The 13,246-nt window shown below is 72.8% G+C and carries 17 protein-coding genes and 5 pseudogenes; 9 read left to right on the forward strand and 13 right to left on the reverse strand.

The window, feature by feature from the left end:
* The first annotated feature begins 187 nt into the window (after positions 1–187).
* Positions 188–1,261 (forward strand): IS110 family RNA-guided transposase, encoded by a 1,074-nt coding sequence (locus tag U6N30_RS05470; protein WP_324276456.1) that lies wholly within the window; start codon positions 188–190, stop codon positions 1,259–1,261.
* Between the two features lie 57 nt (positions 1,262–1,318).
* Here U6N30_RS05470 and U6N30_RS05475 read toward each other — a convergent pair whose 3' ends face one another.
* The 6 genes from U6N30_RS05475 to U6N30_RS05500 all read right to left on the reverse strand — a co-directional run bounded on the left by U6N30_RS05475 (position 1,319) and on the right by U6N30_RS05500 (position 5,529).
* Positions 1,319–1,684, reverse strand: a complete 366-nt coding sequence (locus U6N30_RS05475) for a flagellar FlbD family protein (protein ID WP_324276457.1) — start codon at positions 1,682–1,684, stop codon at positions 1,319–1,321.
* Between the two features lie 145 nt (positions 1,685–1,829).
* A complete protein-coding gene (locus U6N30_RS05480) occupies positions 1,830–2,477 on the reverse strand; it encodes a hypothetical protein (RefSeq protein ID WP_324276458.1) in 648 nt (215 codons plus the stop codon).
* 342 nt (positions 2,478–2,819) lie between these two features.
* Positions 2,820–3,206 (reverse strand): hypothetical protein, encoded by a 387-nt coding sequence (locus U6N30_RS05485; RefSeq protein ID WP_324276459.1) that lies wholly within the window; start codon positions 3,204–3,206, stop codon positions 2,820–2,822.
* Entirely contained in the window at positions 3,203–3,652 is a 450-nt protein-coding gene (locus U6N30_RS05490) for a cupredoxin domain-containing protein (RefSeq protein ID WP_324276460.1), read from the reverse strand. Before U6N30_RS05490 ends, U6N30_RS05485 begins: the two co-directional genes overlap by 4 nt.
* A 33-nt stretch (positions 3,653–3,685) precedes the next feature.
* Positions 3,686–5,023 carry a hypothetical protein gene (locus U6N30_RS05495; protein WP_324276461.1) on the reverse strand — a complete coding sequence of 446 codons (1,338 nt, stop codon included), beginning with the start codon at positions 5,021–5,023 and terminating at the stop codon, positions 3,686–3,688.
* Entirely contained in the window at positions 4,981–5,529 is a 549-nt protein-coding gene (locus U6N30_RS05500; protein ID WP_324276462.1) for a hypothetical protein, read from the reverse strand. Before U6N30_RS05500 ends, U6N30_RS05495 begins: the two co-directional genes overlap by 43 nt.
* A gap of 132 nt (positions 5,530–5,661) precedes the next feature.
* On the opposite strand from U6N30_RS05500, the gene U6N30_RS05505 reads away from it, so the two are divergent.
* Positions 5,662–6,090 (forward strand): MerR family transcriptional regulator, encoded by a 429-nt coding sequence (locus tag U6N30_RS05505; protein WP_324276463.1) that lies wholly within the window; start codon positions 5,662–5,664, stop codon positions 6,088–6,090.
* Positions 6,054–6,605, forward strand: coding sequence for a MerR family transcriptional regulator (locus tag U6N30_RS05510; protein WP_324276464.1), 552 nt, complete (start codon positions 6,054–6,056; stop codon positions 6,603–6,605). Before U6N30_RS05505 ends, U6N30_RS05510 begins: the two co-directional genes overlap by 37 nt.
* A 118-nt stretch (positions 6,606–6,723) precedes the next feature.
* On the opposite strand, the gene U6N30_RS05515 is transcribed toward U6N30_RS05510, so the two are convergent.
* The 3 genes and pseudogenes from U6N30_RS05515 to U6N30_RS33385 all read right to left on the reverse strand — a co-directional run.
* The gene (locus tag U6N30_RS05515) at positions 6,724–6,855 is read right to left on the reverse strand and encodes an SIP domain-containing protein (protein WP_324276465.1); all 132 of its coding nucleotides are present in this window, start codon (positions 6,853–6,855) and stop codon (positions 6,724–6,726) included.
* Positions 6,833–7,282, reverse strand: coding sequence for a siderophore-interacting protein (locus U6N30_RS05520; RefSeq protein ID WP_422678092.1), 450 nt, complete (start codon positions 7,280–7,282; stop codon positions 6,833–6,835). The genes U6N30_RS05515 and U6N30_RS05520 overlap by 23 nt, the downstream gene beginning before the upstream one ends.
* Before the next feature lie 36 nt (positions 7,283–7,318).
* Positions 7,319–7,659 (reverse strand): annotated as a pseudogene (locus U6N30_RS33385) (siderophore-interacting protein); the annotation flags it as partial.
* A gap of 290 nt (positions 7,660–7,949) precedes the next feature.
* Here U6N30_RS33385 and U6N30_RS33390 point away from each other — a divergent pair.
* Both U6N30_RS33390 and U6N30_RS05525 read left to right on the forward strand, forming a co-directional pair.
* Positions 7,950–8,600 (forward strand): annotated as a pseudogene (locus U6N30_RS33390) (ABC transporter substrate-binding protein); the annotation flags it as partial.
* Between the two features lie 29 nt (positions 8,601–8,629).
* Positions 8,630–8,758 carry a hypothetical protein gene (locus U6N30_RS05525; RefSeq protein WP_324276467.1) on the forward strand — a complete coding sequence of 43 codons (129 nt, stop codon included), beginning with the start codon at positions 8,630–8,632 and terminating at the stop codon, positions 8,756–8,758.
* A 73-nt stretch (positions 8,759–8,831) separates the two neighbouring features.
* Here the strand turns inward: U6N30_RS05525 and bfr are convergent, their stop codons facing one another.
* Positions 8,832–9,314: a bacterioferritin gene (bfr, locus tag U6N30_RS05530; protein ID WP_324276468.1), complete on the reverse strand. Its 483-nt coding sequence runs from the start codon at positions 9,312–9,314 to the stop codon at positions 8,832–8,834.
* Positions 9,301–9,534, reverse strand: coding sequence for a (2Fe-2S)-binding protein (locus tag U6N30_RS33395; protein WP_422678035.1), 234 nt, complete (start codon positions 9,532–9,534; stop codon positions 9,301–9,303). The genes bfr and U6N30_RS33395 overlap by 14 nt, the downstream gene beginning before the upstream one ends.
* 142 nt (positions 9,535–9,676) lie before the next feature.
* Between U6N30_RS33395 and U6N30_RS05535 the strand changes: the two are divergent.
* Both U6N30_RS05535 and U6N30_RS33400 read left to right on the forward strand, forming a co-directional pair.
* Positions 9,677–10,068 (forward strand): annotated as a pseudogene (locus U6N30_RS05535) (isocitrate lyase/phosphoenolpyruvate mutase family protein); the annotation flags it as partial.
* An 83-nt stretch (positions 10,069–10,151) separates the two neighbouring features.
* Positions 10,152–10,772, forward strand: a pseudogene (locus U6N30_RS33400) (class I SAM-dependent methyltransferase); the annotation flags it as partial.
* A 206-nt stretch (positions 10,773–10,978) separates the two neighbouring features.
* On the opposite strand, the gene U6N30_RS05545 reads toward U6N30_RS33400, so the two are convergent.
* Together U6N30_RS05545 and U6N30_RS33405 are read right to left on the reverse strand one after the other, a co-directional pair.
* The gene (locus tag U6N30_RS05545; RefSeq protein ID WP_324276469.1) at positions 10,979–11,581 is read right to left on the reverse strand and encodes an acyltransferase family protein; all 603 of its coding nucleotides are present in this window, start codon (positions 11,579–11,581) and stop codon (positions 10,979–10,981) included.
* A gap of 148 nt (positions 11,582–11,729) precedes the next feature.
* A pseudogene (locus tag U6N30_RS33405) lies at positions 11,730–12,236 on the reverse strand (acyltransferase family protein); the annotation flags it as partial.
* A gap of 299 nt (positions 12,237–12,535) precedes the next feature.
* Between U6N30_RS33405 and U6N30_RS05550 the strand changes: the two are divergent.
* Both U6N30_RS05550 and U6N30_RS05555 read left to right on the forward strand, forming a co-directional pair.
* A complete protein-coding gene (locus U6N30_RS05550) occupies positions 12,536–12,934 on the forward strand; it encodes a response regulator transcription factor (protein WP_324276470.1) in 399 nt (132 codons plus the stop codon).
* Positions 12,931–13,245 (forward strand): winged helix-turn-helix domain-containing protein, encoded by a 315-nt coding sequence (locus tag U6N30_RS05555; RefSeq protein ID WP_324276471.1) that lies wholly within the window; start codon positions 12,931–12,933, stop codon positions 13,243–13,245. Before U6N30_RS05550 ends, U6N30_RS05555 begins: the two co-directional genes overlap by 4 nt.
* Position 13,246 lies beyond the last annotated feature (1 nt).

Raw genomic sequence — 13,246 nt, forward strand, 5'->3', positions numbered from 1 at the left:
TCCGACTGACCGACGCGCTCTGCTGTCCTGAACTGGATTCGTCGGCCTGACCGGTGATGCCACACGCACGCGACCGGACGGGCGGCTGTGACCTCATAGGAGCCTGTGCGAGAGGCCCCGCCACTGTCTTGTCCGCCTCGCCCGGCCGGCGCGTGCCATCCCATCGGTGCGAGCGACGAGGACGGCCATGACCAGCATGACGAGAATCGGCGGCCCTGTCACGGGCGGCGTCGACACCCACGGGCAGACCCATCACGCGGCGGTGATCGACTCGGTGGGCCGCCAGCTCGGGGACCGCGAGTTCCCGACCACACCAGCGGGCTATCGCGAGTTGACCGGCTGGTTGCGGGGCCACGGCGAGCTGGAGCGGGTCGGGGTGGAGGGCACCGGCGCCTACGGTGCAGCGCTCGCCCGGCACCTGCACACCCAGGCGATCAGGGTGGTCGAGGTCGACCGGCCCGACCGCAAGGCCCGCCGCGCGCACGGCAAGTCCGACCCGCTGGATGCCTACGCCGCGGCCCGGGCGGCGCTGTCCGGTGCCGCCACAGGGGTCCCCAAGCAGCGCGATGGTCAGGTCGAGGCCATCCGGGCCCTGCGGGTCGCCCGGCGCAGCGCGGTCAAGGCCCGCACCCAGGCGATGAACCAACTACGGGCGCTGCTGCTCACCGGCCCCGCCGGGCTGCGCGAGCAGCTGCGGCACCTGAGCCCTACCGTCCTGGTCACCACGTGTGCAGCCCTGCGCCCAGGCAGTGACCTGGTCGATCCTGAGCAGGCGGTCAAGACAGCGCTTCGCCGCCTGGCCCGCCGTCACCGGCAGCTCAGCGAGGAGATCGCCGACGCCGACGCTGACCTGCGCGTCCTGGTCACCGCCGCCGCGCCTGACCTGCTGGCCCTGCAGGGCGTCGGGATCGATGTCGCCGGGCAGCTGCTGACCACCGCCGGGGACAACGCCGACCGGTTGCGCTGCGAGTCGTCCTTCGCTCACCTGTGCGGAGTCGCCCCGATCCCGGCAAGTAGCGGCCGCACCCACCGACACCGACTCAACCGCGGCGGTGACCGGGCGGCCAACCATGCTCTGCACACCGTCGTCCTCTGCCGGCTGCGCTACGACCCGCGCACCCGCCTCTACGTCGAACGCCGCACCAGACAAGGGCTGAGCAAGACCGAGATCATCCGCTGCCTCAAGCGCTACATCGCTCGAGAGATCTACGCCGCCCTACCGACCAACCCACACGCCAACGATCTTGGTCTGGCCGCTTGACAGTCCATAGGAGCATCCCGTCGATGGCACCCGACCGGCGTCCTCCTGCCGGGCGGGTCAGTCCCGGTCGAGGCCCAGGGGCTCGACGTCGTCCGGGTCGGCCACCGGACGCCGGTCGGCGGCCGAGCGCTCGGAGTCGCCGTCGCGGCTGTACTGCCGGCGCTCGACGAACAGCGGGGAGGTGCGAACCGCCTCTGCCTGGTCGGCGATCTCCGCGGTGCCACCCGCCAGCCGCTTCTTCACGACCGTCAGTGCGGAGTGGTGATCCCGGATCATGCGGAGCACCTCGTCGAAGCTCTCCCGGACGACGTACTTGGTGCCGTCGACCAGGTGGAGGACCGTGTCGGGGTCGGTCTCGACCCGCTCGACGTGCGTCGGGTCGACGTTGTAGTACTCGCCGTTGCGGCAGGTGACAGCGATCACGGGAGCGGTCCTTCCGCTCGGGCGGGGCAGCGGACCCCGATGGCGCCGTCGGGCGGCATCCTCTGCATCGGCCCGGCCGGGGCGCAGCTCAAGCCGAACCGCGGGAGTCTCACCCCTGCGGTGGGGAGATCCGCTGGTCATGGCCTCAGAAGCCGAACAGCAGCCCCAGGCCGCCGACGGTGAAGAGGACCATCACGATCACCAGCGGCAGCTGGTCCGACGCTCGGGCGCGCCGCGCCGACAGCAGCGCCCGCTCGTGGGCCAGCGTGACGCCGAGGACGTGTCCCACCACCACGGCACCCACCTGGACGAGGGCGATCGCGTCGGAGCCGACCGCGGTGAGGTCGACACGGTTGTCGTAGGTCCCGAACAGGTCGACACCGGCCAGCCCGAACGGGTTGCTGGCCAGGATCCACGTCGTCTGGCCGTCGAGCACGAGCAGGCTGAAGTAGTGCGCCACGGTGTAGCCGAGCGCGATCGGGATGACCGTGGCCGCGTAGCGCCGCGGCTGGTCCGCCTCCCGCTGGCCGGCCAGGCGTCCCGACAGCCGGGCGCCGACCACGTACAGGGCAGCGACCAGCGCGATCGACGCGACCAGGCCCACGGTCCCGGACAGGGTGTCGTTCGCGGCGCCCGGGCCGGTCTGCCAGAACACCGTGCGCGACAGGCCGTCGAACGCCGTCGACCCGAGCAGGACGACGACGACCGCCGCCAACCCCGGCACCGCCGGGGTCGCCGTCGCGTTGGCCAGGGATTGCGCACCACCAGCCGACCGTCCGGACGGCGACCCCACGGGAGAGCCGGGCGACGAGCGTCGAGTACACCTCGAAGCCGTCGCCGTGGGCGAACCACGCCTCGCCGAACCGGAGCGCCAGCCCGACCTGGACGACGGCGTAGCCCACGAGGAAGACCGCGACCGTCGTCGGCTCGGCCCGGCCGGGGTAGACCAGCTCCAGCCACAGGAACACGACGAGGAACGCCGCGGCCGGCCACAGCCCGAGGGCCGGAAGACGGGCCGCGCCGGTGGGGGTGGGGGCGAGCGGGCGGAGGACCCGGTGCAGCAGGCGGAGCGGGTTCGCCGCCCGCCAGACCGCCCCGAGCAGCAGGCTGGCCGGCACCAGGCCCACCCAGAACGTCACGTACAGCACCCAGGGGCGAGGTTCCGCGACGTCTCCCCGGGGCCGGCGAATGCCACGACGGTCACGAGCGCGGCGGTGGCCAGGCTCAGCACCTGCAGCGCGGTCCGGGCCCCGGGGCTGTCGACGACCCGCTGGACCGCTGCGGGAAGAGGCCGGCCGGACTCGGCGCCGCCCAGCTTCGGCGTCCGCCAGAAGAGCAGCAGGACGACGAAGCTGATCAGGATCGCGGCACCGGCCCCGTAGAGCGCGAGCCCGAGCGGGATCGGCAGGTCGGTCCGGGAGCCGACGCCGTGCGCGGAGTCGTCACGGGAGCTCCTCGCCGGGGCACGTCGTCCCCGTGGCGTCGGGTGCTCCGCCCCCGGTGACCTCGGCAGTTCGGTCACTGGACCTGCAGCGAGAGGAGCACCGTCCCCGCGTCGTGCAGCTCCACCTCGAACACCCCGGGGATGGTGGCGGCGAAGGTGAGCTCGGCCGGCTGCCCCGGGGTGAGCGGCGCCGTCAGGTCGTAGCCGTGCACGTGCGCCTCGTCGGCGACGTCGGAGGTGATGACCAGCGTGACCTCCTCCCCGGCCGCGACGGGTACCCGGCCGGTGTCCCCGCTCGCCTGGCCACCGGTCACGGTGACCTCGATCCGCTGCGCCGCCTCCGCACTCGTCGGTGCGGGTGCGGAGGTGGGCGCCGAGGAGGACGCGGTGCTGCTCGGCGAGGCAGCGGAGGTGGACTCCGCGGCGGCGTCGGAATCGGCGTCGGTGCCGGCGCAGCCGGTCAGGACGGCGACCAGCACGGCTCCGGACATGGTCGCGGACAGGAGGGCAGGACGAACGAGCACGACTGGATCTCCGGGGCTGGGAGGGGCGGGCGGTCAGCGGCTGCCGAGCTCGCTGGCCGGACGGGCGGTCTCGTCGTCGGCCGGTGGATCGGCCGGGGTGTCGGGGAAGGGCTCCCGATCCCCGGCCCGCCGCGAGTACCGCCCGACGCCCCACGAGATCACGCCGATGAGTGCCAGGGTGCAGAACAGCACGACGAGGTTGGAGATGGTCCACAGGCTGCCCTCGGCGTCCTTGAGCTCCCGCTGGAGGATGTCGACCTCCGGGATGGCCTCGCGGGTCATCCCGTCCTCCGCCGGGATCTCCGGCTCGCCGAGCGCCTCGTCGGCGGGCAGGTAGATCGGCATGGCCGTGAGGACGCGGCCGTCGTGCACGCGCAGCAGCGTCTTCCAGGTGCCGTGCAGGGAACCGGCTCCGTCGTCCGGTAGGCGCCCTCGCCGGTCCGCTCGAGCGGGGTGACGACCAGACCGTCGCCCTGCCACGAGGTGATCTGCACCCAGGCGGGCTCGTCGGCAAAGTCGGCCGGGTCGAGCTGGACGGTCACGTTCGCCGTCCGCGGGTCCGCCTGGACGTCCTCGATGCCGAAGGTGGCCTCCAGGTCCTCGGGCACGGTCGCCAGCAGACCGTTGGTGACGGCGGCGGCGAGCACGACGAGGGAGCCGACCAGGACGGTCCGGGCGACGGCCGGGCGGGGAGGCGACGGCGCAGGCCCGACGCCAGGAGGGCGCCGAGCAGACCGCCGGCCACACCCCCGCGATCGCCATGAGCGTGCCCTCGACGAGGATGTCGCTGCGCCAGGACAAGGTCTGGGTGAACTGCGTCCAGCCCCATTCGGTGGCGTGGCCGACCGTGCCGATCCCGACACCGGCGACGGCGCCGAAGACCAGCGGGCTGCGGGCCAGCGGGATCGACAGGGCGAGCAGTTCGACGACGATCGCCGACCCCAGGTAGAGCGGGAAGCTCGGCACGATCTCGCCGAACGCCGGCCCGACGATCAGCGCGATCGCGCCGCGGATGACCACGAAGAACACGGCGGCGGCCAGCGCGCCGCCGCGGCCCATGAACAGCCGGGCGGCGACCAGCGCGATGCCGGCGGCGCCGGCGATCATCAGCGGCTCCAGCACCAGCCGGAACTGCGGGACGTCGAAGTCGTACTCGCCCTGGAAGACCGACATGCCGAGCAGGAGCCCGCCCATCGCCGACGCCTGCCGGATGAACCGGGCCCGCTGGCCGACCTTGCGGTCGCCGTCGTCGGTGGAGAGCCCGCCGTGGCCCTCCTGCTCCAGGAGCAGCAGCCCGACGATCGACAACCCGGCGCCGCCGATGAGCATCAGATGGGTGGGGCCCCAGAGCGTGACGTCCTGACCGAACATCCGGTGCCAGACGTCGTCCAGGGGAAGCCGAGCAGCGCGTAGAAGCCGGCCGCGGTGAGGATGACGCCGCCGACCGGGACGTCCCAGCCGCGCAGGAACCGGACGGAGGAGGGCCCGGGCTTCTCCTCCAGCGGCATGGTGCACGCGAGGACACCACCGGCGAAGACGCCGAAGAGACCGAACAGGATCAGGAAGTGCGCGGGGTTGGCCAGCGGTCCCTCGTCCCGGCCCACGCCGATGTGCAGGGCGATGTCCCAGAGCATCCCGAGCAGGGCGACCAGCAGGGAGACCGTCGTGAGGATGGTGGGCAGGGCCACCCAGGCCGGGACACCGGTCGCCGTCCCCAGCCGGTCGCCGACCCGGGTGAGGACGGTCGACCTCCGGGTGCGGTGCAGGAACACCAGCCCGAGCAGCACCGCGGTCAGGCCGAGGCCGATCCCGGTTGCCAGGATCACCTCGCCGATCGCGGCGCCCCCGGCGGGACGTGTGTCAGCGGCGAGCAGCACGGAACCTCCTGAGGCCATGTGGGCTATGGAACACCCATCACGGTGACATCGACAACTGATACATAGAACGAGTCGTTTACCGTGGGGTCACGATGACGAGGATGTGTCCGTGACCACGCCGGCGGATTCCCCGTGCCCGGGGGCGAACTGACTCGCGAGCTCACGGTCGACGAGCTGGCGGCGCGCGTCGGCGTCACCGTGCGCAACGTCCGCGCCTACTCCGCCCGCGGGCTGCTCCCGCCGCCTCGCATGGTCGGGCGGACCGGCTACTACGGCCGCGAGCACGTGGCCCGGCTGATGCTGGTCCGGGAGATGCTCGCCGAGGGCTACTCGCTGGCCATGATCGAGCGGACGCTGGCTTCGGCGCCGGCGAACGCGAGCACCACGACCCTCGCGTTGCACCGTGCGCTGCTGGCGCCCTGGCTGCCCCGGAGCCCGAGACGATCACCGGGGCGGAGCTGGCCGCCCGAGCCGGCGTCCCCGAGGACTCCGCGCTCGTCGACCGGCTGGTCGCGCTCGGGCTGGTGCGACGGCTCGACGACGAGGGCGCCCTGCGGGTGATGGACCCGGCGCTGCTGGCGGCGGGGCTGCAGGTCGTCCGGCTGGGGGTCCCGCCCGAGGAGCTCATCGACACCCAGGCCCGGGTCAACGAGCACGTCCGGGAGATCGCCCAGACCTACGTGCAGATGTTCGTGCGGACGGGCTGGCAGGCGTTCGTGGACGCGGGGGCGCCGAAGGACCAGCTGGAGGCGGTGCGGGACACCGTCACCCGGCTCCAGCCGGCGGCGGCGCAGGCCGTCCTCGCCGCGTTCCGCACGGAGATGGCCGCTGCGGTGGGCGCGGCACTGGAGGAGGTCCTCAGTCAGCTGGCGGGGAGTAGGGATCTCCTCGCGCTGCATCGCGGCGCGGTCGGCCTCGGCGGCGTCCTCGCGCGCACTGATCCTGCGGTCGCGCACGACGGCCCCGACGACGAGGGCGACGAGGATCGCCGCGGGCACGAAGAACCCCACCGTCCCGATGATGCTCAGGCCGTCCATCGTCAGCAGGTCCACGGCTCCGGTCATCCCTCCATGTGACACCGATCGATGTCGAGGTGTCAAACGCAAGCGGTCTGACGGTCTCGCTCGTCAGCCGTCGTCGGACCGCCGGGACGTCGGCGACCGCGCGGGATCGGGGTGCTGGCAGCCGGCCCGATCAGTCGGAGGTCTTGCCGTCCCGCCAGTAGCCCATGAAGGCCACCGAGCGACGGTCGACGCCACGCTCCTGCACCAGGTGCCGCCGCAGGCCCTTCACCACGCCGGCCTCACCGGCGAGCCAGGCGTACACGCCGGAGGAGCGGCGGGGAGGGCGTCCTCCTCGGGCACCTCCCAGAGGATGCCGGCGTCCACGTCGACGTCGTCGAGGTCGGCCACCGGAGTGGGGGCGACGTCGTCGCCCAGTTCGTCGACCGTTGCGATGACGGCTGCCGTGAGCAGGGCACCGCGCGCGGCGGGGGCGGTGCCGTCGTCCGGCCAGCGGGGAGCCAGGTGATGTGCACGCCCGACGGGGCCGCGACGTTCAGCGCGTCGGCGGGGGTGGGGACCTCGAGCAGGACGTGTGCTCGTCGCCCCGCGGGCAGCGTCTCGACGATGGCGCAGATGGCCGGCACCGCGGTCTCGTCGCCGGCGATGAGCAGGCAGGATGCGTCCGCCGGCGGGTGCCACTCGAACCCGCCGGTCGGGCCGGGGAAGCGGGCGTTCGGGGCGATGAGCACGACCTCGTCGCCGATCCCGGCGGTCTCCGCCCATGCCGAGGCCGGACCGGTCGCGCCGTGCAGGACGAAGTCGACGTCGACCTCGCCGCGTTCCGGTCGCAGCGCGCGGATCGTGTAGGTGCGGAGCGGCATCTGGCGCTCGGGGGAAGGGCGCGCCACGCGCCGTACCAGTCGGGATCGACCGGGCAGTCGTCGATGCCGCGGCCGGGGAGCGGCAGCATGACCTTGATCCGCTGGTCGTAGCCGTTGGTCGAGAAGTCGGCCATGTCCGGACCGGTGAAGGTGACCCGCAGGAAGCTCGGGCTCAGCCGCTGCACTCGGGAGACGTGGACCGGGAACGGTCGGTAGACCGGGACCTGCACTGTCTCGATGGTCATGTGCCCTCTCCCGGTCACCGGCGGATGAGGCCGAATCTACTTAGGCTAGCCTCACCTGGCTTCGCGACCGAGTCTTGCACACGGTCGCGGACGGATCCAGTGGCACGTCGTACCGGTGTGCGTGCCCACCCACGAGGAGAACGATGAGACGTCCAGCCCTGTCAGCGACCGGTCTCGCCCTGGTCGCCGTCCTGTCCCTCCCCGCCTGCGGAGGCACGGAGGACGCCGACGCCGACCCGGCGTCGACCACGACCGCGGACGCAGCCTTTCCGCGCACCGTCGAGCACGCCATGGGGAGCACGGAGATCCCGGAGCGCCCCGAGCGCGTCGTCGTCCTGGACACCGGCGAGCTCGACTCCGTCCTCTCCCTCGGCGTCACCCCGGTCGGCGCGGTGACCACGGCCGTCTCCGACGGCTTCCTCAGCTACCTGGCCGACGACGCCGCTGAGGTGGAGGTGGTCGGCACGATCGCCGAACCGAACCTGGAGGCGATCGCGGCCGTGCAGCCGGACCTCATCCTGTCGAACGTGGTCCGGCACGAGGACATCTACGAGGAGCTGTCGCAGATCGCTCCCACGGTGTTCGCCGCGGACCTGGGGGACACCTGGAAGGAGAACTTCCGGCTCGACGCCGAGGCGCTCGGGCTCGAGAGCGAGGCGGCGGAGCTCCTGGCCGCCTACGAGTCCGATGCTGCCGCGCTCGGGGAGGACATCGGCGACCCGGCCGGGACGACGGTCAGCACGATGCGCTTCGTCGAGGGAGCGATCCGGGTCTACACCGCGGAGTCCTTCATCGGCACGGTCATGGCCGACATCGGGCTGGACCACCTGCAGCTGCCCACGCAGGACGTCGCCACGTTCGCCGAGCTGAGTGCGGAGGAGGTCACCCAGGCGGACGCGGAGATCGTCCTGTACTCGTCGTACGGAGGGGCGGACGACTCGGGTGAGGCGGCTGTCGTGGCCGGCCCGCTGTGGCCGAGGCTTGCCGCCGTCGCGGAGGGCGGGCCTTCGCCGTCGAGGACGACGTCTTCTACACCGGGATCGGCCTGCGCGCGGCCACGCTCCAGCTCGAGGCCCTGCGCGAGCTGCTCGCCGGCTGAGCAGGGTCATGACGACGGCGAGGGCCCTCTCCCGGATCGGGAGAGGGCCCTCGTGGCGTACGGGCAGGACCCGTCAGGGCGTCTCGGTGGCGATCTGCGCGGCCAGGTACTGCGGCGCACCCACCCGCTCGATGGCGCCCAGCTGCGCCTCGAACCAGTCGGCGTGCTTCTCCTCGTCGCGGACCATCTCCTCGAAGACGGCGGCCGTGCCGTGGTCCCCGAGCTCGTGGCACTCCTTGGCGGAGGCGTTGAACTGCGCGACGGCGGCCTTCTCGCCGTCGAGGGCCAGGACGAGCATCTCCTCGGCCGTCTCGCCGACGCGGATCGCGCCCAGACGCTGCACGTTGGGGTGTCCGTCGAAGAGCAGGACCCGCTGGATCAGCTCGTCGGCGTCGCGCATCTCGTCGATCGAGAGGTCGTAGAAGACCTTGCCGAGCTTGGGGAGGCCCCAGGCGTCGAGCATGCGGGCGTTCAGGAAGTACGTGTTGGTGACGGTCAGCTCGAAGGTGAGCGCGTCATTGAGCAGTTCGACCACACGGGGGCTAACGGGCTGCACCAGCCACTCCCACTTCTCGTTCTGCCGCGAATTGCTCGGTACGGCGCTCGGCTCGGACCGGGCAATGCTGACACACGAGATCGCGGAGTGAACTGATGCAGTTCCCGCAGGTGCGGCCGGCGCCGGTCTCCCGAGCCACGTCGGCGACGCAGCGGGCGCCGTTGGCGATGGACTCGAGGACGTCGCGGTCGGTCACCACGTTGCAGTGGCACACGTACATGACGGCCGCCTCACCGGTCGCGCGAACAGGGTCTGCCTCCCAGAGGCTCGACCCTGGGCACTGGATGCAGGTTAGCCTTACCTGACTGGTCGGCGTCAAGTGTGCTGGTCAGATCGTCGGACCGGGGTCCTAGGTTGCGACCATGACCGATCTGACCGCCCGCGCACGCACCCTCCTCGACCTGCACACCGCACCGGAGATCCTCGTGCTGGCCAACGTCTGGGACGTGGTCTCCGCCCGCGTGGTCGCGGCGACCGACGGCGTCCGGGCCGTGGCGACGGCGAGCCACGCCATCGCCGCCACCTTCGGGTACGAGGACGGCGAGAACATCCCCTGGACGTGCACCTCGACATGGTCGGTCGCATCACCGCGGCCGTGGACCTGCCGGTGACGATGGACTTCGAGGCCGGCTACGGCGACGCAGGGGAGACGGCCCGCCGGGCGATCGGGGCCGGCGTCGTCGGCGGGAACCTCGAGGACCGGATGGCGCCGCTGGACGACGCCGTCGCCGCCGTCGAGGCCGTCCTCCGCGCCGGACGGGACACCGGTGTCGACTTCGTCCTCAACGCCCGCACCGACGCGTTCCTCCACGCCGCCGCGGACGCGGGCGGAGCGCGCTGGTCGCCGAGGCGGTCCGCCGTGGACGGGCGTTCCTCGACGCGGGTGCACCGGTGGTGTTCGTGCCGGGCGTCGTCGACCGGGAGGAGATCGCTGCCCTGGTCGACGGGCTGGGACGCGGCACGGTGTCGCTCATGGCCGTCCCGGGTGCGACCCCGCCGGCTCGGGAGCTCCAGGAGATGGGTATCGCCCGCCTGTCCACGGGTCCCTTCACCCAGCGGGTCGCGCTCACGGCGCTGCAGGACGCGACCGCCGAGCTCGTCGCGGGGGCGTGCTGCCCGCCGGGACCCGCGGCCTCAGCTGAGCCGGACATGCCTGCGTCGGAACGGCTCGCCTGGACGACGGACGTCGTCGCACCTGCCCCGGACGACCGGATCCTCGAGGTCGGCTGTGGGCACGGCGTGCTGGTGTCGCTGCTGGCGGAACGGTCGACCACCGGCCACGTCGTCGGCGTCGACCGCTCCCCGACGATGGTCGCGGCGGCCGGCCGGCGGAACAGGGCGGCGATCGACGCCGGCCGGGTACGGCTCGTGGCCGCGTCCCTGGGCGACGCGGATCTGGGCGGGGATCAGTTCGACGTCGTCGTCTCCTTCAACGTCCGGGCCTTCTGGACGCCGCCGGCGCCGGAGTGGGACGCGGTCGACCGTGTGCTGGCGCCGAGCGGTCGGGTGTTCGTCGCCTTCTCCGTGATGGGCCCGGACGCGGAGGTGCCGATCGTGGAGGCGGTGACCAGGCTGGCCGGCGACCGGGGCCTGCTGCCGACCGCCGTGCACCGCGGATCGACGTCACCCATGCCGTCGGTGGCGGTGGAGCTGCGCCGGCGGAGTCAGGCGACGGCTGGGGCGGCCTGCGCCGACGGGGTGGGCTCGTGTCGGCGGACGGGCAGCGGGATCGGCACGGTCGGCGGCGCGGCGAGGGTGATCGGCACGGTCAGCGGGGCGGCCGACACCGGGGCGGCCCGTCCCGGAACCGGGCGCCGGGCCGGGAGAAGTCGCTCGCGCAGTCGCAGCACCGGCTTCTCCACGGCGGCGGTCGCCGCCATGCCGACGGCCATCGCCGCGCCGTACCGCACGAGCTGGCCCGTGACCGAGGACGGCTCCGGCCCGGCGCCGGAGAGCAGGTCGAGGGCGACCGCGGCCGCGAACACGTGCCAGATGTAGATGCCGTACGAGTACCGGCCGAGCAGGGCCATCGGGACGCTGACCCAGCGAGCGCGGGGCACCCAGGCGGCGCGGTAGAGCAGGAGCAGCAGCGCCGACGCCGTCAAGTACGCGACGGTGAACCCGACCGTGCTCCCGACCACGCCCAGCTTGCCGATCAGCACGAGGTGGACGACGCCGGCAGCGAGCACGGCGAGCAGCACCCAGCGGCGACGGCGCAACCGCTCGAACCGCTCGGGCCAGTGCACGCTGACCAGGGCCAGCAGCACGCCGGCGGCGATGGAGTCGACGCGGAAGTGGGTGCGCCACTGGAGCCGGACGTCGCTGTAGCCCTGGGTGGCCCCCAGATCCGCAGCGCCAGGGCGGCCACGAGGACGCCGACCAGGATGGCGGCGAGCAGCCGGGGGAGCCCCGCCGGCGGGCGAACACGGGGAAGAGCACCGCCAGCGCGAGATAGAAGTGTTCCTCGACGGCGAGAGACCACAGGTGCGTCAGTGACGTGCCTGCGTAGTTCTGCACGTGCAGCGCGTTCTGCCACAGGTAGGACCCGGTCGGTTCCGGGCCGGCCAGCGCCTGCACGGCGAGGAAGACGTAGAGCACCGGCCAGAGCTTCAGCAGCCGCCGCGCCGTGAAGCGCCGCCCGTCGAAGCGGCCGGTGCGCGCCTGCTCGGTCAGGACGAGCCGGCCGAGGAGGAACCCGCTGAGCACGAAGAAGAGGTCCACCCCGGCCCAGCCGAACGCGCGGCCCGGCCACGTGAGGGCGTCGAGCACCACGTTGCCGCTGGTCTCTCCGCTGAAGTGCCAGCCCAGCGCGAGGACGATCGCCAACCCGCGGACGACGTCCAGGTCCAGCCGCCGTGCGCCCCGGGTGTGGCTGCTCTCGCCGGCTCGCGGGGAGGAGGTCGGGGGCGAGCTCATCGACATCGACGTTATGAGTTCGTTACCAAATCCGCCCGGTGGAGCCGTGACGGGCGGGGAGCTCTCCGCAATCAGCGCTGGTGGGTGACGAGCCGTGTGTCCCGGCTCACAGGCAGGCCGGCCGCCGTGGCCCGGGTGACGGTTCCCGGCAGGCGCCCCGGCGCGGCGGACCCCACCCCGTCCGGGTGAGTCGCGCGCGGTCGGCAGTGCTCGGCTCAAGCCGGAGGGCCCGGCTGCCGATCACCCGGTCAGGTGAACGGAGGTCCCTGCCTCCGCACCGCCGTCGCCGGCGAGGAGGAGAGGTCGTGCCCGCACAGTCCGTGCTCGTCGTGGAGGACACCGACGAGATCCGCGAGCTCGTCACCACGGTGCTGCGCCGGGCCGGGTTCGACGTCCGCGAGGCCGCCTCCGGGGCCGCGTGCCTCGAGGAGGTCCGCCGCGACGCCCCCGATCTGATCGTGCTCGACCTCGGCCTCCCGGACGCCGACGGCACCGAGGTGTGCCGGCAGATCCGCGCCGAGACCCAGTGCTACGTCCTCATGCTCACCGCGCGCGCCGAGGAGGTCGACCTGCTCATCGGGCTGGCCGTCGGTGCCGACGGGTACATGGCCAAGCCGTTCTCCCCGCGCGAACTCGTCGCCCGCGTCCAGGCGATGCTGCGCTTCCCCGGACCGCGCCGGCTCCGGTCGAGACCGCCGCCGTGACCGCGGAGACGGTGCGCCGGCTCGCCGAGCTGGAGGTGGACGAGGAGACCCGCGAGGTCCGCGTCGACGGTTCCGTCGTCGACCTCACCCGTACCGAGTTCGACCTGCTCGCCGCCCTGGCCTCCCGGCCGGGCCGGGTGCTGCAGCGCGAGACGCTGTTGCGCGAGGTGTGGCAGACCGACTGGGAGGGCAACCTCCGGCTGGTCGAGGCGCACATGTCCAACCTGCGCCGCAAGCTCGTGGCCGCGGGGCTCAGCAGCCCCGAGATCCGGACGGTCCGCGGAGTGGGCTACCGGCTCGTCGCCGCCTGAC

The sequence above is a fragment of the Blastococcus brunescens genome, assembly GCF_035320885.1.
GTDB lineage: Bacteria > Actinomycetota > Actinomycetes > Mycobacteriales > Geodermatophilaceae > Blastococcus_B > Blastococcus_B brunescens.